The sequence below is a fragment of the Ruegeria lacuscaerulensis genome (assembly GCF_013034745.1).
Lineage (GTDB): Bacteria > Pseudomonadota > Alphaproteobacteria > Rhodobacterales > Rhodobacteraceae > Ruegeria > Ruegeria lacuscaerulensis_B.
On sequence record NZ_WQGP01000003.1, the window covers coordinates 336033 to 357825 of the forward strand.

The window sequence follows — 21793 nt, forward strand, 5'->3', positions numbered from 1 at the left end:
CTAAAGGCCGTTCCAAACGCGGAATAGGCACTGCAATCCGTAGCTTTAGTTTTTGGTCCGCTGTTCCCAGTTTCGCTTGAGCAGGAATTGGTTCTTGAAATTTCTGAGGCCCAACATCACTTCTGAATCCACGATGTCCTCGACCCCATGTATATGGTCTTCAAGGAAGGTCGCCAAATCGTCCGGCTCGTCGCAGACCAGTTCCACCATCAGATCGAACCGCCCCGTGACCCACAGGATATAGACAACACTGGAAACGGCGCCCAGACGCGTTGCCACCGCTTGCGGCGTCGTGCCCGGCGCCACCTTCAGACAGATCATTGCATCAGCCTTGTATTCCGTGGCGGTCGGGTCCGCGATGGCCACGATCCGCAGCAGGCCCGCCTCTTTCATCGCGTTGACGCGATTGCGCACCGTTCCCTCGGACACGTCCAGCTTCTGGGCAATCTCGGAAAACGCCATCCGCCCGTCCAGCTCAAGCATACGGACGATCTCACTGTTCAGACGCTCATCCACCGAATGCGTGCTGCGCTGACGCAAGGGTCTGTCCGCTTCTGGTTTGCGCGATAAGTTCACAGCGCGTCCTTCTTGTGTCTGTCGGCCCAGCGGCCCGTTTTGTGAACCCCGATCATAAGGTCCAACCCGCCGTGACAGCAAACCGATTTCCGGTCCGATGCATCCTGCCCGCGCCTATTGCTGCAAAAGCGCGCGGATATTGTCATCCAAAGCCGCCGTAAAACCGGCATCGTTGCCAGGATTGGCCGCGCAATGGCCCCAGGGCGAGTCATATGGGCAGAAACGGGCGTTTGGCATGTGCCGGGCCTCGATCTCGTTGTCTTCGGGTGGGAAATACAGGTCCTGCGTGCAGGGCATCAGGATGGCGCGGGCCTTGATGGCGCCCAACGCGGCCTTGAAATCGCCGCTATACAATGACCCTGCCGCGATATCACTCGCTTGCCACGTGGCCAGCTTGGCCAGCAGATTGTTGGCATCCCAACCGTCGACATGATCAATCTCCCAATCCAGCAGCAGATCTTCGATCGTGTCGAACCCCAGCTGTTTATACAGTCTCTCGCGGTAGAAGGTCTGCGAGAACGCCCAGCCCGCATAGACACGGCCAAAAGCTTTCAGTCCGGCGATCGGCGGGCTGTCATAGTCGCCCCCGTTCCATGCCTGATCAGCACAGAGCGCGGCCTTCACCCCTTCGAGAAAGACGAAGTTATGCGGCGAGGTCCGGGCCGAGGCGCAAAACGGCAAGATCGCCTGCACCATGTCGGGGTATTGTGCCGCCCATTGATAGGACTGGCATCCGGCCATTGACCAACCGGCCACCAGCGCAATCCGGTCGATGCCGAGATGGTCATGGATCAGCCGGTGCTGCGCCGCGATATTGTCCCACATCTGAACCAGCGGAAAACGCGGCCCGTCCTGTGGTGCGAGCGTGTTCGTCGGGGACGAAGATCGCCCGTTGCCAAACAGGTTCGGGCTGACGATGAAATGCCGCGCCGGGTCAATCGCGCGACCCGGGCCGAAAAACCCCTCGTTTCGGGAATTGGTGCCGGTGTAGAAGGTGGGCAGAACGATCACATTGTCACGTTCGGGCGCAAGCGTGCCAAAAGTCTGATAGGCCAGCTTCGCATCCCGCAACACCGCGCCGGACAACAGTGGAAAATCGCCTAGCTCAAGGATCTGATAGTCTTGCGTCATGCCCGCCTCTGGCTGTTGGACCCGAGCGACCCCAGGGCCGTCCGAGGTGGAAATCAATAGAGCCGCAGGTATTCCTGCACTTCCCAATCCGTTACGGATTGGTGGTATCGCTCCCACTCGTCGTTTTTGTATTCCAGATACGAGTTGCGCATCACCGGTCCCATCACATGCGCGGCCATGTCGTCACCACGCAGCGCCTGAATGGCGTTCCACAAAGTACGCGGCAGGCGTCGAATGCCAAGTTCAGCCAGTTCGCTTTCTGTTTTGGAATACAGGTCGAAATCCGTGGGCTTGCCCGGATCGATCTTGTTCTTGATACCCTTCACCGCGCAGCTCAGATGCATCGCCATCGCCAGATAGACATTCATGGTCATATCGCAGGCACGGTTTTCGATGCAGTGGCGGCTTTGCGGCAGACGGAACTGGGCTGAGCGGTTGTTGAACCCAAAGGTGATATTGGTCGGCGCCCAGGTCACGGTGCCACCCTCGAACCCACCCACGCGCGGGACCAGACCGTTATACGAATTCACCGTCGGACAGGTGATGGCAGTGATCGCCTCGGCGTGCTGCATCAGGCCGCCCACGGCCCAACGGCTTTCATCCGACCAGTCGCCTTCGGAGGTTTCAAAGATATTTTCACCGGGGCGGCTTTCATGCTGCATCGACATGTTGATATGCGCGCCCGAACGCCAATCGCCCACTGTCGGCTTGGGCATAAAGGTCACGAAGCAGCCATGCTTCTTGGCAACTTCTTTCAAAACAATGCGCAGAAAAGCCAGCCGATCGGACATTTCCAGCATGTTGGTATAGTGGAAATCCAGCTCAAACTGGGAATAAGCACCCTCGGCCACCACGTCGTGCAGGTTCCAGCCCAGCCCTTCGATAATATCGATCATGTCCTTGAGGAAGGGCATCGAATCCACCGAATATTCCACGTCATAGCCAAAGGCCTGACGGCGCGGGCGCAGGCCCTGTGCCGGGTCGTCGTCGAAGGCTTTCACAGGCTGACCGTTTTCATCGTATTTCATCACGATGAACTCGGGCTCGACCCCGGCATAACCAATGTAACCTTCCTGCGCGGCCTCGTGGATGGCGCGTTTCAGGGCCTGACGGGGGCAGACGTTGTACGGTGCGTCCTCCCAGTAGAGGTCCGAGAATATGATCGCCATCGATGTGTCCCACGGGCAGACATAGACCGCGTCCAAATCGGGAACCACCACTTGATCGCTGTCGGCGGGGCTCAACTCGGGGACGTAAGAGATCGAGTGCACGGCGAATTGCGGCCCCTTGCCCAGACATAGCGCCTCAAAATCACTCATGGGGACGGGTTTGGTCTTTGGGATGCCGTGCAGGTCGATCCATGCCCCCATCACATATTTGACACCCGCATCCTCAAGGCGATTTTTCACCTCGGGGATCTTGGGCCGGTTGCGTTCGACCGCGTCGTGAAAGCTGTCGTAGTAGATTTTGGCAGTGGGATTATCTTTTGGCATCTGGGCCTCCTCCTGTCAGCGGGCCGGGGCCCCGGCAATTAGCCGGGCACAAAGTCGTCGGGGTCGATGCCGGGCACTTGCGTGATACCGGCCAGTTGCTTCCAGTTATGGGGATAGGCGGCATAGAAGATCACACAGCGTGCGTCCGCCTCATACGAGATGTGATTGTCCTTGGGGATATACAGCACGTCGCCGCGGTTGCAGATATAGGTTTCGCCGTCGCACACCAGCCGGAAGGTGCCTTCCAGCACATAGATGATCTCATCACAGGTCAGATCCCACGGCACCTTGATGTTCTTGAGAACATTGATCCCACCGCACATGGTCTTGCTGAATTCGCTTGTGACCATGGGCTTGATATAGGTGTCGCTGTCGCTTTCACCGATCGCGTTATAGCGATCCTCGACCAAATCCCATTTCATAAGTCTTGGTGCATTGCCCATGGGTCACGCCCCTTCCTCGGCCAGATGTTTCAGAATGCTTTCGTTCAGCTCGACCTTGTAGCCGTCCGGGTCCTCGCAGAACGCAATGACGCGGGTGCCGTTCTTCATCGGACCGGCCGGGCGAGTGATATTCACGCCTGCGGCCGCCAGTTCTTCGCAGGCCTTATAGACATCCGGTGTCTCGATGCAGATATGGCCCCAGCCATTGCCCTTTTCATAGGGGTCTTCCTGATCCCAGTTCGCCGTCAGCTCCAACGTCGGGAACTCAGCCTCGGGGCCGTAGCCGATGAAGGTGTTGGTGAATTTGCCCTCGGGGTAATCGGTGCGTCGCTGGACCTGCATGCCCAGAATGCCGCAGTAAAATTCCAGCGACTTCTCCATGTCCATCACTCGCATCATGGTATGCGCCAAACGGAATCCGCTGCTGATATTCTCGCTCACTTTGGTCTCCTCAATTCAGTGTTTTTCGAGTGTGGTCACATCCTGCGCCACCAGTTCCTGAAAGGCGCGCACGCTGTCTTCCCAAGCGGGCGACAACACGCCCCCGGCCTCGGAAACGGTCGAGGACCGACCCAGTTGCAGCCGCTCGGTCATCTCGTGATCTTCCTTGTGCACGTCCCACCACAGCTTTTTGAGGCCTTCGATCGCGTCGGGCGTCAGGGTTTGACCCTCGGTGGTATAAAGCGTCCTTTTCTGGACCATCGTTCCAGGACCGGTCGGAATGTTCAGGTAAACTCCCATCTGATCCGGGAAATACCGCCCCAGAATGAAGTTGGGATACAGCGTCAGATAGCGCGAGCTGACGCCCAGACTGCCGGATGTCCCGATCTCTTCATCCAGATCGACCGCGCTGCCAAGGCAGTTGCCGTCAACGATGGTATAGTGGTCGGCAAGCGGCTGATCCGTGGTCGAGGCATGGACGAACTGCACGTGATAGGGTTCGATGAAGTTCTCCATGATGAACTTCCAGTTGCATGCGATCTCTCCGAAATCGAGCGTTCCGATACAGTCGACCTTATCCCAGTCGATGCCCTCTAGACGCGCCTGCATCGAGGCGGAATAGGCATCAAAATCCGGCGCGTTGCCGTCCAGATTGACGAATACCCAATCGTTCCAGACATGGCTGCGCACCGGCACAAGGCTGTTTTGCGACGCGTCGAACCCTTCGGCCTGATGCTCGTTTACACCGCCGAAATGGGGTGCGGCACGCAGTTTCCCGTCCAGATCATAGGCCCAGGCGTGATAGGGACAGCGGATCAGCTTGCCCACATTCTTAGGCGCATCTACCAGCGTCAGGCAGCGGTGGCGGCAGATATTGTGGAACGCCCTGATTTCACCCGCCATATTGCGGACCAAAAGCAGCGGATGCCCGGCCAGCGTGACCGGCACCGCATCCCCGGCAGCCTGCAATTCATGGGCAAACCCGACACAAACCCAGTTGCGCGTAAAGACCGAGGCGCATTCGGCCTCCCAGAATTTCGCGTCCTTGTAGGCTGCCGCAGGCAAGCCCCGTTTGGGTGTGGTTTCTTCGTAAAAAGACTTAAGCAACGAAGAGATCGTATTCATCGTTCAAGTTCCCGACGCAGAGTTTCAAAACCAAAATCGCAGTTGGGCTGCGGGTGTGTGGCCAATGTGGCTGTCAGGAAGTGAACTGCGAAATAATCACTCTGTCCACATTTTTTTGCGAATTCGGCAATCCTTTTTGCTGTTTCGGCAATCTTGTGTCGCATTCAGACCAATGTATTGTCGATTTCGTACCACTCTCACTAAACAGTGACCCGGCTGCCATAGGACAGCCGGGTCACGTTCTACCAATTTTGAAAGTAGGTCTGCGGTATCCGCAGAGTCGCGGTGCTGGTTGCAGGTGGCGGGCATCACCAAAGGCCCCTGTCCCATCGACAGCAGGGCCAGAACAGGGCACCCTGCCCGATCAGATATCCAGCGTGTTGTCTTTTTCCCAGCGCGAGAAATGCGACACGAACGAATTCCATTCCTGAAGTTTCATCTTCAGAAACGCGGATGAGAATTCATCGCCCATCATCGCCTTCAGTTCCGTGTCTTTGTCGTATTCGCGCAGCGCGTCCAGCATGTTCAGCGGCAGTTTCGGCGCATCGGTAACGGTGTGGCCCTCGGCATACATATCAATGTCATGGCGCGGACCGGGATCGGCCTTGGCGCGCAGCCCAGACAGCCCTGCCGCGATAATCACCGCTTGCAGCAAATAGGGGTTCGCAGCCCCGTCCGCCAAACGCAGCTCGAACCGGCCCGGACCAGGCACGCGCACCATATGGGTGCGGTTGTTGCCCGTCCACGTCACGGTATTGGGTGCCCAGGTCGCGCCCGACATGGTGCGCGGCGCGTTGATGCGTTTGTAGCTGTTCACCGTGGGGTTGGTGATCGCTGCCAAAGCGCTGGCATGTTTCATGATCCCGCCAAGGAAATGTTTGCCCTTCTCGCTTAGGCCCACTTCTCCAGTGGGGCCGTCACCCTCTCCCGCGAAAACATTGGTCTTGGCCTCAGCCCCCGGTGCATCCCAGACCGAGATATGGGCGTGGCAGCCATTGCCCGTCAGCCCTTCGACCGGTTTGGGCATGAAGCTGGCGCGGAATCCGTGTTTCTCGGCCACGGATTTGGTCATGAACTTGAAGAAGGAATGCTTGTCGGCAGTACGCAGAACATCGTCAAACTCCCAGTTCATCTCGAACTGGCCATTGGCGTCCTCGTGGTCGTTCTGATACGGACCCCAGCCCAGATCCAACATATAATCGCAAATCTCGCGCACCACGTCATAACGGCGCATCACCGCCTGCTGGTCGTAACAGGGTTTGGCGGCGGTATCGAAGGGATCGCTGATCTGCTCCCCATCGGGGGTCAGCAGAAAGAACTCGGCCTCGACCCCGGTTTTGACATGCAGCCCTTCGGCGGCGGCTTCGTCGATTAGGCTGCGCAGAACGTTGCGCGGGGCTTGGGCGACGTCCTCGCCCTCCATCACGCAGTCGGCGGCGACCCACGCAACCTCGGGCTTCCAAGGCAGCTGAATGACCGAGGACGGATCGGGCACCGCCAACATGTCTGGGTGCGCCGGGGTCATGTCCAGATAAGTGGCGAACCCGGCAAAGCCTGCCCCTTCGATCTGCATCTCGGCGATGGCTTGTGCGGGGACCAGTTTGGCCCGTTGTCCACCGAACAGATCGGTGAACGTGATCATGAAGTATTTGACGCCTTTTTCCTTGGCGAAAGCAGCCAGATCTGTCGTCATGGTCGGCTTTCCTTTCCCTGTTGAACCCAAAAGAAAAGGCGCGGCCCCGGTCAGGGTCGCGCCCGCTTGTCTCAGAACCCCGGCTTGCCCGGATACCACTCTGTCCCCGCCAGAGGCACGCGCGCCATGGCGGCGGCCTCCATCGTCAGGGCGCACAGGTCTTCAGGCTCCAGATTGTGCAGATCGTTGTGGCCGCAGGCGCGCGCGATGGTCTGCGCCTCAAGCGTCATGACCTTGAGGTAATTGCGCAGACGCCGCCCGGCCTCAACCGGGTCAAGACGCGCCGCCAGTTCCGGGTCTTGCGTGGTGATGCCCGCCGGATCGCGGCCTTCGTGCCAATCGTCATAGGCCCCGGTGGTGGTGCCCAGCTTCTGATACTCGGCCTCCCATTTCGGGTCATTGTCACCCAAAGCGATCAAGGCCGCCGTACCGATAGCCACCGCATCCGCGCCCAGTGCCATCGCCTTGGCCACATCCGCGCCATTGCGAATTCCGCCCGAGATCACCAGCTGCACCTCGCGATGCACACCCAAGTCTTGCAACGCCTGCACGGCGGGGCGGATACAGGCCAGCGTCGGAATGCCCACATGTTCGATGAACACATCCTGCGTGGCCGCTGTTCCGCCCTGCATCCCATCCATCACCACCACATCGGCCCCGGCTTTCACCGCCAGCGCCGTGTCGTAATAGGGTCGCGTCGCGCCGACTTTGACATAAATCGGCACCTGCCAACCCGTGATTTCGCGCAGTTCGAGGATTTTGATCTCAAGATCATCCGGGCCGGTCCAGTCCGGGTGACGACAAGCAGAGCGCTGGTCGATCCCCTTGGGCAGGGTGCGCATCTCGGCTACGCGGTCGCTGATCTTTTGGCCTAGCAGCATCCCACCGCCGCCGGGCTTTGCGCCCTGACCGACTACAATCTCGATTGCGTCTGCTTTGCGCAGATCGTCGGGGTTCATGCCATAGCGCGAAGGCAGATACTGATAGACCAATTTGCTGGAATGCCCGCGTTCCTCGGGTGTCATACCGCCGTCGCCCGTAGTGGTCGACGTACCCGCAGCGGACGCGCCGCGACCCAGCGCCTCTTTCGCGGGGCCGGACAGCGCGCCGAAGCTCATGCCCGCGATGGTGATCGGGATATCCAGCTGGATCGGGTTCTTGGCAAAGCGCGTGCCCAACGTGACCGAGGTGTCACAGCGTTCGCGATAGCCTTCCAGCGGGTATCGGCTGACCGAGGCGCCCAGAAACAGCAGGTCGTCGAAATGCGGCACCTTGCGTTTCGCGCCGCCGCCACGAATGTCATAGATGCCCGTTGCCGCCGCCCGCCGGATTTCCGCATTGACCGGGTTGGAAAACGTCGCAGACTGTATCGGCATCGTGCGTGGTGTGTGATCGTCCATTACGGTCTTCCTCAGTATTCTGCCGCGTTGTCGACATCGAAATTGTAAAGCTGCCGGGCCGAGCCATAGCGTTTGAACTCTTCGGGCTTGGCATCTGCTCCTGCGCGCTCCAGCAGGTCGGCCAGAAGGGTCAGATGCTCGGGTCTCATCTCTTTCTCGATGCAATCGGCACCCAGACTTTTGACCGAGCCGCGCACGAATAGCCGCGCCTCATAGAGGGAGTCCCCCAACGCATCGCCCGCATCACCGCAGACCACCAGCGTACCGGCCTGCGCCATAAAGGCGGACATGTGGCCGATATTGCCATGTACCACGATGTCGATCCCTTTCATGGAAATCCCGCAGCGCGAACTGGCATTGCCCTTGATCACCAGCAACCCGCCATGGCCCGTGGCCCCGGCATACTGACTGGCGTCACCTTCGACGATCACGGTGCCCGACATCATATTCTCGGCCACGCCCGGCCCGACCGAGCCCTCAACCCGGATCGTCGCCTGTTTGTTCATCCCAGCGCAGTAATAGCCGGTCGAACCCTTGACCGTGACCTCAATTGGGGCATCCAGACCGACAGCGATGGCATGGCTGCCCTTTGGGTTCTGAACCTCCCACTGGGTCTGGTTCGTCTCGGTGCTTTGGGCCTGAAGGGCAGCGTTCAGCCCGCGCAGGCCCTGTTCTGCGACGTCATAGCTCTGCATTTTAGTGGCTCCAGAAATAGACGGTGGCGGGTTCGGGTTCCCAAACGCGGGCGTCCTCAATACCCGGCAGGTTGACCAGCGCGCGGTACTCGCTGCCGAAAGCCACGTATTGATCGGTCTCGGCCATCACCGCCGGTTTGCAGGCAATCGGGTCGCGCACCACGCCAAACCCGTCCTTGGTGCCGACCACAAAGGTGAAGAACCCGTCCAGATCCTCAAGGCTGCTTTCCAGCGCCTCACCCAGAGTGGCCCCATTCTGCATCTTCCACGTCAGATAGGCGGCGCCGACCTCGGTATCGTTCATCGATTCAATCCGCACCCCTTCGCGCATCAGCTTGCGGCGCAGCGCGTTGTGGTTTGACAACGAGCCGTTATGCACCAGACACTGATCGCCGCCGGTTGAGAATGGATGGGCGCCTTCAGTGGTGACGGCGGATTCGGTGGCCATGCGCGTATGCCCGATCCCGTGGCTGCCATGCATCGACGACAGCGAGAAACGAGCCGCCACGTCCTTTGGCAGACCAACTTCTTTGTAGATTTCAATCGCATCACCATCCGACATGACGCGCATGGCGGGGCGCATCTCACGGATTGCCTGCCGCGCAGTATCGACCTTGTCAGCCTGCATCGACAGCACCGCATGCGTGTCATTGGCACGCAAATTGACTTCAGTTCCTACCGCCGCACTCAGATCTGAAGCGAGAGTTGCGAAATCGGCATCAGGGTCATCCGACTGCACCGTCATCTTTGCTTGGCCTGCCGACTGGGAACCATAGATTGCGATACCGGCACTGTCGGGGCCGCGATCGGTCATGGTGATCAGCATATCGGTCAGCATTGAACCCAGTCTGGGCTCGAGCGTTTGGTCTTTGAGAAACAACCCCACAATCCCGCACATCGTCTGAGACCTTCTCTTGTTGTGTTGCCGATACCCTAAACCACGTCCCTCAGGGAAATCTACCCTTAAGAAAATTTTTTTCCCTATGCGAAAATACGTCTAGGCAGATTCCTAAGGCGAAAGCGCTTTCATTTTCCTCATGGTAGGATAACTTCGCTGCCAAGAAAGACCGCATGAACGGGCAAACTGCGAATCGAAGCGGAAGGAAACAGGTGGCAAAACTGACCCAAGACCCGCATTCCGTAAGTTCAAGTGATCGAGAAAAGGTTCTTGAAGTCGCCATCGGCCGAGAAGTTCACGCCTTTCGCAAACAGCAGAACATCACTGTTGCAGATCTTGCGCAGATGACCGGGCTGTCGATCGGAATGGTGTCGAAAATCGAAAACGGGAATACATCGCCTTCTTTGACGACGCTTCAGGCGCTGGCGGATGCACTGTCGGTTCCACTGACCAGTTTTTTCCGTCGGTTCGAAGAACGACGGCTGGCCGTTCACACCAAAGCAGGGCAAGGGGTCGAGCAGGAGCGAGAGGGCACCCGCGCTAACCATCAATACAACCTGCTGGGCACCATAGGCGCCAACACGTCAGGCGTGATCGTCGAGCCCTATCTGATCACTCTGACCGCTGAATCCGACACCTTTCCGACCTTTCAGCACAGCGGAATTGAGACGATCTATATGCTGGAAGGCGAGGTTGACTACCGTCACGGTGATCAGGTCTATCCGCTGAAACCCGGCGACACGCTGTTTTTCGAGGCTGATGCGCCACACGGCCCCGAGCGTCTGGTCACGTTGCCCCTTCGCTATCTGTCTATCATCAGCTATCCGCAGACAAACTGAAGGGCGCCAGAAATTCAGCCGTCAAATATGGTTTTCGAAATAAGTTTAGTGACCAAACCGAAATCAGCCGACATCGATTTCTCGCATTCGTAAGACTTGACCGGGCATTGACGAGCATTGGAACGCCTTTCCCGACATTGACTTGGGATTTGTCTGACCCTTTTGAAGAAATCGACCGCTTTCAGGCCGACATGTCCTTAGGATCAGCACATCAGGTCGAAGACGACTTAATCATCAGGAACTTCTGTCAAACGACGCTCGTGCCAATAGCCCACGTACCGATAGCAGGACCGAAAGACAAAAGACCGATTTGGATCGGTTGGGTTAAAGCAGAGGGGCCTCTGATCCGGTTGTACGAAAGCCAACAAGTTCCGACAGAAGTGCGCTGAGGTCGCGGCTCAGGTATCACTTGCAACCTTCCCTGCTCTTTCTATGCTTTCATTTGGTGGGTCTGGCCCACGGCCTATGCGCCCCAAGTCAATGATTTTACGCGACCTAATAAGTTGAAGAGCAAGACTAATACACAAAGAGCTTCGTCAAGAGCCAGATATTCAGTGCTTCAGGAGGGAACACCATGAAGAGAATTATTCAAACCGCCGCATTGAGCGCGGCTGCTTTCATTTCAGCCATTGCCGCAGGCAATGCGGAAGAATGGCGATTCAACAATTTTCTACCCGAAACCCGCCCAGAAACGGCAGAGCTGGAACGCTTTGTCGAAGAGGTCAACGCGGCCCTTGAAGGCGAGGATAAGCTGAAGCTTTATAGCGGCGGATCGCTGGGTCTTCCGAACACGGACACCCTGCGGTTCCTGCCAAAGGGTGCGGTCGAGATGAGCCTGATCTGGGCGAACTATCTGGGTCGTGACGCGCCAGCGCTCAGTTCAGTTGTGGTTCAAGGCACCATTGGCTCGATCGAGGAATTCGAAAAGGCGATCCCGACAGTGCGCGAGATTTATCAGGAAGAGTTTACCGATTGGGGCGTGACCTCGGTTGGGTATGTGCCGATCCCGATGCTATCTGTGTCGGTCTTCTGCCGGGATGAGCCGGTGCGCACCATTGACGCTCTGAAATCGAAAAAGCTGCGCGTCTGGGCTCGCGATCAGGTTGAAACCTTCACACGCCTTGGGGTCGCCGCGCAGATCATTCCACAGGAAGAGATGTATGTGGCGATGAAAACCGGCGTGGTCGATTGTGCACTTTATCCTGCGCTTTACGCACACACAGTGTCTTTGCAGGAGGTCGCCAAATATGCCTCGTTCCTGTATCCGATGGCGTCCGGCCCCTATGTGATCGGGGTCGCCACCGACAAATGGGACGCTACGGATGACGCCACCAAGGCGGCAATTGCGACCGCCGCAGACGCCTTGTGGGAGCGTACCAATCAATACGAGGACGATTTCGAACGCGAGCTGGCCGCACGTGAGCAGCTGGTCGCAGATGGTGTCACCTGGGGAGAAGATTTCTCGCAGGAAGACCGCGATCTGTTTGTGTCGAACGTCACCGAAATCTGGGCTGAACTCGCGGAAGAAGCTGGCGGCAACGCCCCTGCCTATCGTGAGCGTGTCCTAACCGCCCTGGGCCGCTGACGTCAAAATGGCGCTTAGTCCGGGAAACATCATCGCGCGGGGGCTGGACCGTCTGGCCCTTGCGTGCGCCGCTGCTGCGGCCCTCGGAATGATCGCCATTGTCGGCATCATTGTCACCAGCGTATTGATGCGCAAATTTGCCAATACGCCGCTGCACATCACCGAAGAAGTGGTCGGCCTATTGCTCAGCGTTTCGTTGTTTCTAGGTCTGCCGATGGTGACGTTGCGGGCCAAACATGTGCGTGTGGCACTGTTGGCGGATTTTCTGAAAGGTCGACTGCATGTCGCAATACAGATCGCCGCCCTTCTGGTCGGTATCGTTTTTTTTCTGTGGTTGATCGTCGAAACTATTCCTTGGTTCGAATTCGCGTTCAAGCGCAACCTTAAAACAGAAACCACGCGCATTCTGCTTTACCCTTGGATGGCGCTTATGCCGCTGTCGCTTGGGCTGACTCTGTCTATCTTTGTGGCACGCCTTGTCGGCATTCTGGACAGGGTGGACGACGCCGAGGCCGACATCAAATGACCCCAACGAAAGAGACCAATAAATGTCGTTCTGGCTGACGTTGACAGGCGCGCTTGTTGCCACCGCTGGCACGGGCGTGGCCCTTGGAGCGGCGCTTGGTCTGACCGGGTTGATCATTCTGCACTTTTTCTCGAACGGGGCCACGTCGCTGGCTGTGGACGCAATCTGGAGCGTCTTCAATTCGTTCACCCTCAGCGCAGTTCCCATGTTCATCCTTCTGGGCGAGGTGCTACTGCGCAGTGGAATTAGCGAGCGGGCCTACTCCGCCTTTTCCCCGCTGTTTCGTCGCATCCCGGGGGGCTTGCTGCACACCAATATTGCAGTTTGCACCCTGTTCGGCGCGGTCAGCGGATCCAGTCTGTCTACGGCTGCGGCGGTGGGTTCGGTCGCATACCCTGAGATGTCGAAACGCGGCTATGACAAGGATACGATTGTGGGCAGCTTGGCGGGCGGCGGTACTTTGGGCCTGCTGATCCCGCCCAGCTTGTCTTTTCTGATCTATGGCGCGCTCACTGAAACCTCGATCGGGCGCCTGTTCGCCGCCGGTATTATCCCTGGTTTTCTGGTTGGTCTGATGTTCATGGCGTATCTGTTGGTCAGATGTACCCGAAATCCGGCCCTGGCCCCGCGCGACGAAGCCCCATTGCCGCTGCGGCAGACACTGGCGGGGTTCAAACAAATCTGGCCGTTGCTTGCGCTGATCATTGCGGTCATCGGCAGCATTGTCGGAGGGCTGGCGACACCGACCGAAGCGGCAGGCGTGGGCGTTGTACTGGCCGTGATCATTTCCTCCATATGGGGCGACCTGACTTGGAAGAAGCTTGTCGAAGCGGTCTATCAGTCGGTTCTGTTGTTTGCATCGGTTGGGTTTTTGGTGCTGGGCGCGACGATACTGGCGAAATCGACCAGTATTCTGGGCGTGCCGCAACAGATCCTAGAAGTCGTGGCCGAAAGCGGGATGGGCACATACAGCGTGCTGTTGATCGTGGTGCTGATCTATCTGGTGCTGGGGTGCTTTTTCGACGGGTTGTCGTTGATGATCATGACCTTGCCGGTCGTATTCCCCTTGCTGACCGGGCTGGGCTTTGACCCAATCTGGATCGGGGTCATCATCACCATCGTCATCGAGATTGGTCAGGTCACGCCCCCAGTCGGGCTTAACCTGTCGGTCCTGACCGCGCTGACCAACAACGAGGTTGGCTTGGGCCGTGTGGCAATTGCGACAGTTCCATACTGGCTCATCCACCTGTTGGCCATCTTCATCCTGACGGTGTTCCCGGCACTAACCCTTTTTCTTCCCAACCTTTTGTTCTGAATGAGCGTAGTTGAGCTCTTGCAACGGCCCGTTCCGGCCGAACAGGTTGTGTTGCAGAGTTTTTCTGCTAGCCAATGAGACTCGGCGTGTCTTCAAGTTAGACGGCCAGTTTAGCGAATTGTCGAAAGGGGCAGAGTCCAGGCGTGAATCGGCCCGCGCGGATCATCTTCGCGACTTCGATTTCAGCAACGGTTGCTGCAGTAAAGCCGAAAGCTTTGAACCCCAGCATTGGTCAAGTTCGCCTTTTGATGAACCGGTGGTCCTGTCCACGATGTTGTTCTAGTGTTTCTGCCTCACCACCTCGACTGGAATCGGACATCCAAAGCCCTTCAGCATTTTGTTGATGGCTTTGATACCTGCTGTGTCTACGCCGCTTTTGTCGATGACGATCTTTCGCGGCGACCCGCGGCTTCAGCGATCACGCCGGAATACCGTGTAACGCATCGGTTCAGTGTTGTGTGGTCTACCGCAACGCCGTGCAAGGGTATGACTTCTTCTATATGTCGATAGGAACCACCGTAGCTGACGAAACCAGGGTCAATGGTCAAAAGTGTGAAACGCAAGCTGGTGCAAGCGCCAGTTTCGTTTTCCTCAAGATCAAAGTGCGGTTCGGCCAGCTTCGCCTATTGGGTTACGGCCCAGACCTGTCGTTGAGCAAGCTGCACTGCGGCTTCACCAAAACTGTCACTCAACAGCCAACCGCAATACAGCAGGGGCAGTCCACCACCCAGACATTCACTGCTTACACCCAGTTCTTACGCCGCAAGAAGTTAGTCACGACAGAATGTTTGATAACTTACTGGTTTTTCCACCCTTCAATCAGCCCGACCGCCGCCTGGGCGTAGCTCTGCGGAAACTGATCCGAGGTTCGGGCTTTCATAATCGTATGAAGGCCCAGCAAAAGACCGATCAGCACCCGTGCGGCCTCATCCGGATCGACCTCGGAACGGATGGCCCCGTCATCCTTTGCCCGGCACAGTATCGCCGCAAACCGCCCCTCCAGTGCGGTCAGGTACCGCTCGATTCGCGCGTTGACCTCGGGATCAGAGCGGTCGAATGAACTAATCGAATTAAAGGCAAGACACCCGGCATCCTCAATCTTTGGCATTCGCTCGGTTGATGCGATGCCCCGGAACCAACTAGCCAGATCGTCCAGCGCATAGGTTTCGGGATCAGGAAAGTGCCGGGCTTCGGCATTGTCCAAATAAGCATCCAGAGTCTTTAGAAAAAACTTTTCTTTTCCCCCATAAGTGGTTTGGAGCGTGAACCGTGTCAGCCCCGTCTGCTGCTCCAACTCCCGCGTACTGGCACCGTGGTATCCCCTTCGCCAAAACAGGTCCAAGGCTCCCGCCACAGCACTGTCGTGATCCGTCTTGCGTTTTCGCGCCACAGATTTCTCCTTGCTTTTTCTATCCATGTGGATAGTAATCGATTTCTATCCACATGGATAGCATTAGAGATGCGCGGCAGCAAATGCTGCGTGATCGCACCTGAAATGGAGACCTGACATGACCGCCATCGACCCGACACCCGGCGCATTAAAACCCGTCACCCTGCGCATGATCTTCATCCTGAACGCGCTGAAAATCCTGCTGGCCTTTGGTTTCTTCGCCGCCTTCAAATTCTACGGCCTGCAGGTCGGAGAGCTAGCTGGCCCGCAAGCCGCCAACCTGATGCTCTATACGATGCTGGGTTACATGGTCACCTTTGCCTGCATCGTCGCTTCCATTCTCAAGCGCAGCATGACCGGTATCCGTGCCGCAATTGCTGTTGATTTTCTAGTCTCGATCCCGGCGACAGCGGTTGTCGGCTGTGTCATCGCGATCATTAGCATGGGCCTGACATTCACCACCACTGTCCGCGCGCATTTTGCCTATCGTGTTTGAGATGAGCTCTTTGGCGAGTCACCCAGACATGATCGACGGGCAATGTATCTGCGGCGCAGTGCGCTATCGGGTGCAAGACAACATGACCGCCTTCAAATTGTGCTATTGCAACTTTTGCAAAAAGGCCTCGGGCTCGGCCCATGTTGCGAATGCTTTCACCACGCCTGACCGGATCGAATGGCTGGAAGGTCAAGAGCAACTGACATCTTTCAATGTGCCTAATTCCCAAGTGCGCCGGGTGTTTTGCCGAAGCTGCGGGACATCGCTTCCATTCAAGACACAAAACGGCAAGTTTCTGGTTGTCCCCGTCGGCAGCCTGTCACGCCCGCCGTCCCAGCCCGTTAGCGCGATTGTCGGCAGGGCGTCCCGACCCGCATGGTATAATGAGGCGCTGGGGTTGGAAGGCGTGGTCCTCCCGTTGAACTGAGCTGGACGTCCGCGCTGGGTTTTGCATTTTGCGAACATCAGGTCTGTGGTGGATATCGGCAAAGGCATTCATTTCCTGCAGGATGATAATCCCCATCTGATCGGAGAAAAGCTGGAGGAGTGGTTGGCGCGCCTGCCTGCATGAACCTGTCCTGCCATCTGTAGTTGTTGAACCGTATACATAAATCAGATTTCCTGATTTTATGCTCTGACTATCGCCCAACGCGTTCAAAGGCCAAGCACCGGAGGGAACCCTGTTGAATCTGACGATCCCCATTCCTTTGATCCTGGCGGCTGTCCTGCCCGCTTTTCTGGACCGGTGCTCTGGGTCCGATACCAGCATCGCTCTGGGTGTGTTGGCGCGCGACCGGGTGGCCTTGACCGCGACGGCCGGCGAAATTGTCGTCGATTTACCAATTGCCGAAGGTTCCGTGGTCAAGGTAGGCGACACGCTGGTTCAGCTTGATACCACATTGCAAAGCGCCAAGCTGGCACTGGCGCAGGCAGAACTGGAAAAGGCACAGGCCACGCTTCTGAAACTGCAGGTCGGACCGCGCGAGGAAGAAATTGCAATTGCCGAGGCCAAAGTAGCAGGCGCTGTTGCGCGCCTTGCCGATGCCGAGGCCATCTATGACCGAAATGCCAGACTGGTCGAGAACTCGGTCGTGACCGAGGCTCAGGTGGCAAATGATCTGGCCATGCGCGATTCCGCGCGGGCTGAATTGGCCAGCGCTCAGGAATCGCTGAAAGAGCTGGAAAACGGCACCCGTCCCGAAGATCTGGCGGTCGCCGAGGCCAATGTGCGAGCTGCCGAAGCCTCGGTCGCCGCCGAACTGACATTGCTGGATGATTTAACGGTCATAGCTACCCGCGACGGCGTTTTGGATTCCCTGCCGTGGAATTTGGGCGAGCGGGTGACATCCGGCAGCCCGGTTGCCGTGATCGTCACGGGCCAGACGCCTTACGCGCGCGTCTATGTACCCGAACCACATCGCGTCAATCTGAAACCCGGTGAAACGTTGGAAGTGCACGTAGACGGGCTGACCGATCCGTTGGATGGCGTGATCCGCTGGATCAGCGACGACGCGTCCTTCACCCCTTATTACGGGTTGAACAAGGACGACCGCACGCGCCTTGTCTATTTGGCTGAGATTGACCTGCCCAATGCCTCACCGGACCTGCCTGCCGGGGTCCCCGTACAGGTCCCCATGCCATGAACGATGTGGTCGTCTCGACGAAGGGCTTGACCCGCCAGTTCGGGGAAAACATCGCCGTCAACAATCTGGATCTTGAGATTCAAACCGGCCAGATCTACGGGTTTCTGGGACCGAATGGCTGCGGCAAAACCACGACAATGCGCATGCTGACTGGGCTGCTGACCCCCAGCAGCGGTGCGATCTCGGTTTTGGGCCGGTCAATGCCCGAAGCGGCTGAGCCGCTAAAAAATGAGATCGGGTACATGACCCAGATATTCTCGTATTACCGCGACCTGACGGTGCTGGAAAACCTCAGGTTCGCGGCGGAGATTTACGGCATTCCGGTAAAAACGGCCAAAGATCGGATCGATGAGTTGCTGCACACCTACGATCTGACAACGAATATCAATCAACTCAGCGGAAGCATGAGCGGCGGGCAACGTCAGAAACTGGCCCTTGCTGCAACCGTAATGCACCGACCTAAACTGTTGTTCCTGGACGAACCGACCTCGGCCGTTGATCCCGAAACACGTCGCACCTTCTGGGAACAACTGTTCGATCTGGTAGATCAAGGCGCAACGATGATCGTTTCGACCCATTTCATGGACGAAGCCGAGCGCTGTCACCGGCTGGCGATCCTGCAACACGGTGTGAAAAAGGCGGACGGGTCTCCGCGCCAGTTGATGGATGATCTTCAGGCCGATGTAGTTGAGGTTGAAGGGCCGGATCTGAGAAAGGTCAAACACGCGCTGGATGGCAAACCCAAGATCCTGTCGACCGCGCAAGTCGGGTCGCGGCTGCGTGTGCTTGTGGACAAATCCGAACCTCAACCGGTGGACATGTTGCGCGGCCAACTTGCTGCGTTTCCTAGCCTGTCCCTGACCCCGCAGAGGCCAAATCTGGAAGACGTGTTCGTCAGCGCCACACGGGGGCCAGAACAGTGATTTCGCCACGTCGCATCGCTGCTGTACTTAAGAAAGAACTGCTCCAACTGCGGCGGGATCAGATGACCTTTGCCATGGTCATCATGATCCCGCTGATCCAACTGCTTCTGTTTGGATACGCGATCAACACAAACCTGCGCCATGTCCCTGTCGCGGTGGTGGACCAGTCCGGAACCGAACTCTCCCGCACGCTGGCGCAGATCGTTCAAGCGACGCAGGTCGTGACCATCACCGAGCAGCTGACCACCCCGCAAGAGGCCGAACGCGCAATAACCGAGTCCCGTGTGCGTGCTGCGCTAATCATCCCCCCGGACGTGAGCCAGCGCCTTGCCCGCAGCCCGTCTGTCGGGCTGGGCCTGCCCAACGCAACCAACCAGACAAGCAGCCGACCGGTTGCCCATTGGATCGTGGATGGTTCGGACACGATGGTGGCCAGCGCGATCAAGTCCATGCGCACAATGCCTTTGACAGAACTGCTGAAACAACCACCAAACCGGCAGGTGCCCACGTTCGAGGTGACGCTTTACTTCAACCCCGAGCAACGGTCGGCGGTCAATATCGTGCCGGGTCTTGTCGGCGTGATCCTGACCATGACGATGATCCTATTCACCTCAGCCGCCATCGTCCGCGAACGCGAGCGGGGCAATATGGAAATGCTGATCAACACGCCAATCCGGTCGATCGAACTGATGATCGGAAAGATCATCCCCTACATCTTTCTGGGCCTGATACAGGTCGCAATCATCCTCGGCCTCGGGCATGTCCTGTTCGATGTGCCAATAAACGGCGGATTGGGCACTCTGCTTGTTGTGACTTTGTTATTCATCGTCGCCAGCCTGTCGCTTGGGCTGGTGATTTCCACGCTTGCGCAGAACCAATTGCAGTCGATGCAGATGACCATATTTGTCCTGCTGCCCTCAATCCTGATGTCAGGTTTCATGTTCCCTTTCGACGGTATGCCACCACCCGTCCAGATGATTGCTCAGGTCCTGCCGGCAACCCATTTCATGGACATGATCCGCGGCGTGGTCCTTCGTGACGCGTCGCTATACGAGTTACGCTGGGGAATTCTCTGGATGATCGGATTTGCGATATTCGGATTGCTGGCGGCAACTCTAAGATTCAAGAAACGGTTGGGTTGAAGATCGACCCTGATCTGCCGTTCCAGATTGGTACTGAATTCTGCAGTCGCATTCTACATTGCTGACATTTGCCAGACCTTCGATCTCTTGACCGGCGACGGCGTTGGTATGTTGGCGGCTCAGATCTGATGTACAGGGGCTAGCATTTTTCTTTTGGGGCCAAAGTGCTACAGGCTTGGCCGCGCAGTGGGCCAGCCGCCCGCCGTCAGGCGGTGACAAACACCTTCATTCCGATGGTGTCGTGGAAAGGAGCGCAGTCCATATCTGCAATACTAGCACCATCTACTTTGATGCGTCCTGTGCGCTGGAGACATCAAAGTCGCAAGATAGTCGACCCAACTTTAGTGTCGCCCATTGGCAACTTCACGAACCGTATTTGTAGGGCTTATGAGGGCAGGACTATTGCCCAACGACACTTCATTGAGAAAACATCTGAAGCGGCATGAATGTCACCTCATATACGAGATGACAATTGGGTTTATGCTTTTCGCGGCTCTTGCTGCGCGTGAGGACTATTTAAAGTCACAAAAGGTTGCAAGCCTCTCGGCATCTCAGGCCAAAACAGCGCAGATGTTTAGCAAGGCTTGAATGACCGAGTTTTCAAGTCTCACCGTACCATTCGAATTGGACCTGCAGGTGCGCGGCATCCGACTGAACAAAAGGCAAGGCTTCGCTTTGAGCACTACAAACAGCAAGTCGAGCTGCGCCAACTGAGCATTGGGTGGCCGAACACGAAAGACAGTATGCCAACGGGAAAGCAGTACGGGTCCGGGCGCACAAGCGAGGACAACCAACAAGCAGGGATGTACCTACGCGCGTCATAGGCTCGAAAATGAAGAGGTGAGTTTCTGACAATTGTGTATGAAGTGTAAGCACGCAGCTACATTTTTTTGGTACGGCCCAATCCTGCCATTAAACTGTGTGCTTAAACACCGCAGCCTACTCACATTGCGGACATTCACTGCCTTCACCCAAAAATGCCTTGCAGACCTTAGTATTACAACCTGAACGGCATACACATAGAGCGCTTTGTAGTTTTCCCCCTACATTCAATCCTATTGCAGCAAGTAGAATCAAACGGGTGAGACGCCGTTTACATTCAGATAGATCGCGTAAAGGCTGCTTGTTCCCGCCGCGAACAGTCGGTTCAGCTTGGCACCGCCAAAACACACATTTCCTACCATCTCGGGCATGTCGACCTTGCCGATCAGATCTCCTTGGGGGTTCAGGCAATGAATACCGTCTGCGGCGGAACTCCAGATGCGGCCTTCACGGTCTGGCCTGAACCCGTCGAACAATCCGGCGGAGCAATTGGCGAAGACCTCACCTCCTGAAAGGGTTTTTCCGTCGTTCGATACGCGGAAACGGCGAATATGTGCCGGACCTTCGGGGTCATGAGTGATACCGGTATCCGAGATATAGAGTGCGCTCTCATCCGGTGAAAAAGCCAAGCCATTAGGCTTGACGAAATCAGTTGCAACCGCTGTGACCTCGCCCGATGTCGGGTCCACGCGATACACGTGGCACGCGCCAATCTCGCTTTCGGCGCGCTCGCCTTCATAGTCCATCATGATCCCATAGGACGGGTCCGTGAACCAAATGGACCCGTCTGATTTAACAACGACGTCGTTTGGAGAGTTCAGGTGCTTTCCCTGCCATGCGTCCGCCAGAACCGTGATGGATCCATCATGCTCGGTTCGGGTGACGCGTCTGGTTAGGTGCTCGCACGACACCAAGCGTCCCTGCCGGTCTACCGTGTTGCCATTGGCGTTGTTGGAGGGTTGCCGAAACACCGAGACCGAGCCATCTGTATCGTCCCACCGCATCAGCCGGTTGTTGGGAATATCCGACCAGACCAGATAACGCCCGGCGGCAAACCACGCCGGGCCCTCGGACCAACGAGCACCGGTCCACAACCGCTCGACCCGAGCATGGCCGATGAAACAGGCCTCGAATTCTTTTTCGATGACTTCAAAACCGGTTCCGTCGAGAACGCCGTACATCCGTTTTCTCCTTCGTTTTTCTGTTCTCCTGGAGTG

General features: G+C 57.2%; 21 protein-coding genes and 1 pseudogene. 9 read left to right on the plus strand and 13 right to left on the minus strand.

All coding sequences use genetic code 11. The annotated features are described in order from the left end of the window. Nucleotides 1-45: 45 nt before the first annotated feature. The 10 genes from GOV79_RS07775 to GOV79_RS07820 form a co-directional block, all read right to left on the minus strand. Entirely contained in the window at nt 46-576 is a 531-nt protein-coding gene (locus GOV79_RS07775; RefSeq protein WP_331252438.1) for an Lrp/AsnC family transcriptional regulator, read from the minus strand. 114 nt (nt 577-690) lie between these two features. Further along, the gene (locus tag GOV79_RS07780; RefSeq protein ID WP_170789326.1) at nt 691-1707 is read right to left on the minus strand and encodes an alpha/beta fold hydrolase; all 1017 of its coding nucleotides are present in this window, start codon (nt 1705-1707) and stop codon (nt 691-693) included. A 53-nt stretch (nt 1708-1760) separates the two neighbouring features. Beyond that, on the minus strand, nt 1761-3200 hold the full coding sequence (locus GOV79_RS07785) for a glutamine synthetase family protein (protein ID WP_170789327.1): 1440 nt from the start codon (nt 3198-3200) through the stop codon (nt 1761-1763). A gap of 38 nt (nt 3201-3238) precedes the next feature. Next, the gene (locus GOV79_RS07790; RefSeq protein WP_170717712.1) at nt 3239-3643 is read right to left on the minus strand and encodes a cupin domain-containing protein; all 405 of its coding nucleotides are present in this window, start codon (nt 3641-3643) and stop codon (nt 3239-3241) included. Nucleotides 3644-3646: 3 nt separating this feature from the next. Continuing rightward, nucleotides 3647-4084 carry a lactoylglutathione lyase gene (gene gloA, locus GOV79_RS07795; RefSeq protein WP_170789328.1) on the minus strand — a complete coding sequence of 146 codons (438 nt, stop codon included), beginning with the start codon at nt 4082-4084 and terminating at the stop codon, nt 3647-3649. Between the two features lie 15 nt (nt 4085-4099). Next, nucleotides 4100-5209 carry an aromatic ring-hydroxylating oxygenase subunit alpha gene (locus GOV79_RS07800; RefSeq protein WP_170789329.1) on the minus strand — a complete coding sequence of 370 codons (1110 nt, stop codon included), beginning with the start codon at nt 5207-5209 and terminating at the stop codon, nt 4100-4102. Between the two features lie 364 nt (nt 5210-5573). Beyond that, complete coding sequence (gene glnT, locus GOV79_RS07805; protein WP_170789330.1) at nt 5574-6902, minus strand: type III glutamate--ammonia ligase; 1329 nt, start codon at nt 6900-6902, stop codon at nt 5574-5576. Nucleotides 6903-6973: 71 nt separating this feature from the next. After that, nucleotides 6974-8302, minus strand: a complete 1329-nt coding sequence (locus GOV79_RS07810) for an FMN-binding glutamate synthase family protein (RefSeq protein ID WP_170789331.1) — start codon at nt 8300-8302, stop codon at nt 6974-6976. An 11-nt stretch (nt 8303-8313) separates the two neighbouring features. Next, complete coding sequence (locus GOV79_RS07815; protein ID WP_170789332.1) at nt 8314-8997, minus strand: GltB/FmdC/FwdC-like GXGXG domain-containing protein; 684 nt, start codon at nt 8995-8997, stop codon at nt 8314-8316. Nucleotide 8998: 1 nt separating this feature from the next. Continuing rightward, nucleotides 8999-9895, minus strand: a complete 897-nt coding sequence (locus tag GOV79_RS07820; protein ID WP_170789333.1) for a class II glutamine amidotransferase — start codon at nt 9893-9895, stop codon at nt 8999-9001. 173 nt (nt 9896-10068) lie between these two features. Here GOV79_RS07820 and GOV79_RS07825 point away from each other — a divergent pair, with 173 nt between their 5' ends. The 4 genes from GOV79_RS07825 (at nt 10069) to GOV79_RS07840 (ending at nt 14160) form a co-directional block, all read left to right on the plus strand. Beyond that, nucleotides 10069-10734 carry a helix-turn-helix domain-containing protein gene (locus tag GOV79_RS07825; protein ID WP_170789334.1) on the plus strand — a complete coding sequence of 222 codons (666 nt, stop codon included), beginning with the start codon at nt 10069-10071 and terminating at the stop codon, nt 10732-10734. Between the two features lie 574 nt (nt 10735-11308). Continuing rightward, complete coding sequence (dctP, locus tag GOV79_RS07830) at nt 11309-12319, plus strand: TRAP transporter substrate-binding protein DctP (RefSeq protein ID WP_170789335.1); 1011 nt, start codon at nt 11309-11311, stop codon at nt 12317-12319. Nucleotides 12320-12326: 7 nt separating this feature from the next. Beyond that, nucleotides 12327-12845, plus strand: a complete 519-nt coding sequence (locus GOV79_RS07835) for a TRAP transporter small permease (protein ID WP_237217968.1) — start codon at nt 12327-12329, stop codon at nt 12843-12845. Nucleotides 12846-12867: 22 nt separating this feature from the next. Next, nucleotides 12868-14160, plus strand: a complete 1293-nt coding sequence (locus GOV79_RS07840; protein WP_170789336.1) for a TRAP transporter large permease — start codon at nt 12868-12870, stop codon at nt 14158-14160. 97 nt (nt 14161-14257) lie between these two features. On the opposite strand, the pseudogene GOV79_RS22680 reads toward GOV79_RS07840, so the two are convergent. Both GOV79_RS22680 and GOV79_RS07850 read right to left on the minus strand, forming a co-directional pair. Continuing rightward, nucleotides 14258-14723, minus strand: a pseudogene (locus GOV79_RS22680) (DDE-type integrase/transposase/recombinase). Between the two features lie 233 nt (nt 14724-14956). After that, the gene (locus GOV79_RS07850; protein ID WP_170789337.1) at nt 14957-15550 is read right to left on the minus strand and encodes a TetR/AcrR family transcriptional regulator; all 594 of its coding nucleotides are present in this window, start codon (nt 15548-15550) and stop codon (nt 14957-14959) included. Between the two features lie 118 nt (nt 15551-15668). Here GOV79_RS07850 and GOV79_RS07855 point away from each other — a divergent pair, with 118 nt between their 5' ends. The 5 genes from GOV79_RS07855 (at nt 15669) to GOV79_RS07875 (ending at nt 19754) form a co-directional block, all read left to right on the plus strand. Then, nucleotides 15669-16046 carry a hypothetical protein gene (locus GOV79_RS07855; protein WP_170789338.1) on the plus strand — a complete coding sequence of 126 codons (378 nt, stop codon included), beginning with the start codon at nt 15669-15671 and terminating at the stop codon, nt 16044-16046. 10 nt (nt 16047-16056) lie between these two features. Beyond that, nucleotides 16057-16473: a GFA family protein gene (locus GOV79_RS07860; protein ID WP_170789339.1), complete on the plus strand. Its 417-nt coding sequence runs from the start codon at nt 16057-16059 to the stop codon at nt 16471-16473. A gap of 256 nt (nt 16474-16729) precedes the next feature. Then, nucleotides 16730-17689, plus strand: a complete 960-nt coding sequence (locus GOV79_RS07865; protein WP_237217970.1) for an HlyD family secretion protein — start codon at nt 16730-16732, stop codon at nt 17687-17689. Then, nucleotides 17686-18612, plus strand: coding sequence for an ABC transporter ATP-binding protein (locus GOV79_RS07870; RefSeq protein WP_170789340.1), 927 nt, complete (start codon nt 17686-17688; stop codon nt 18610-18612). Before GOV79_RS07865 ends, GOV79_RS07870 begins: the two co-directional genes overlap by 4 nt. Beyond that, nucleotides 18609-19754 carry an ABC transporter permease gene (locus GOV79_RS07875; protein WP_170789341.1) on the plus strand — a complete coding sequence of 382 codons (1146 nt, stop codon included), beginning with the start codon at nt 18609-18611 and terminating at the stop codon, nt 19752-19754. Before GOV79_RS07870 ends, GOV79_RS07875 begins: the two co-directional genes overlap by 4 nt. Nucleotides 19755-20827: 1073 nt before the next feature. Here GOV79_RS07875 and GOV79_RS07880 read toward each other — a convergent pair. Beyond that, on the minus strand, nt 20828-21757 hold the full coding sequence (locus GOV79_RS07880) for an SMP-30/gluconolactonase/LRE family protein (RefSeq protein WP_170789342.1): 930 nt from the start codon (nt 21755-21757) through the stop codon (nt 20828-20830). Nucleotides 21758-21793 lie beyond the last annotated feature (36 nt).

Coding starts and splice junctions, on each gene's coding strand:
- GOV79_RS07780 (WP_170789326.1), bottom strand. CDS start 1,707: ATGACGCAAGACTATCAGATCCTTGAGCTAGGCGATTTTCCACTGTTG.
- GOV79_RS07785 (WP_170789327.1), bottom strand. CDS start 3,200: ATGCCAAAAGATAATCCCACTGCCAAAATCTACTACGACAGCTTTCAC.
- GOV79_RS07790 (WP_170717712.1), bottom strand. CDS start 3,643: ATGGGCAATGCACCAAGACTTATGAAATGGGATTTGGTCGAGGATCGC.
- GOV79_RS07800 (WP_170789329.1), bottom strand. CDS start 5,209: ATGAATACGATCTCTTCGTTGCTTAAGTCTTTTTACGAAGAAACCACA.
- glnT (WP_170789330.1), bottom strand. CDS start 6,902: ATGACGACAGATCTGGCTGCTTTCGCCAAGGAAAAAGGCGTCAAATAC.
- GOV79_RS07810 (WP_170789331.1), bottom strand. CDS start 8,302: ATGGACGATCACACACCACGCACGATGCCGATACAGTCTGCGACGTTT.
- GOV79_RS07815 (WP_170789332.1), bottom strand. CDS start 8,997: ATGCAGAGCTATGACGTCGCAGAACAGGGCCTGCGCGGGCTGAACGCT.
- GOV79_RS07820 (WP_170789333.1), bottom strand. CDS start 9,895: ATGTGCGGGATTGTGGGGTTGTTTCTCAAAGACCAAACGCTCGAGCCC.
- GOV79_RS07825 (WP_170789334.1), top strand. CDS start 10,069: ATGAACGGGCAAACTGCGAATCGAAGCGGAAGGAAACAGGTGGCAAAA.
- dctP (WP_170789335.1), top strand. CDS start 11,309: ATGAAGAGAATTATTCAAACCGCCGCATTGAGCGCGGCTGCTTTCATT.
- GOV79_RS07835 (WP_237217968.1), top strand. CDS start 12,327: ATGGCGCTTAGTCCGGGAAACATCATCGCGCGGGGGCTGGACCGTCTG.
- GOV79_RS07840 (WP_170789336.1), top strand. CDS start 12,868: ATGTCGTTCTGGCTGACGTTGACAGGCGCGCTTGTTGCCACCGCTGGC.
- GOV79_RS07855 (WP_170789338.1), top strand. CDS start 15,669: ATGACCGCCATCGACCCGACACCCGGCGCATTAAAACCCGTCACCCTG.
- GOV79_RS07870 (WP_170789340.1), top strand. CDS start 17,686: ATGAACGATGTGGTCGTCTCGACGAAGGGCTTGACCCGCCAGTTCGGG.
- GOV79_RS07880 (WP_170789342.1), bottom strand. CDS start 21,757: ATGTACGGCGTTCTCGACGGAACCGGTTTTGAAGTCATCGAAAAAGAA.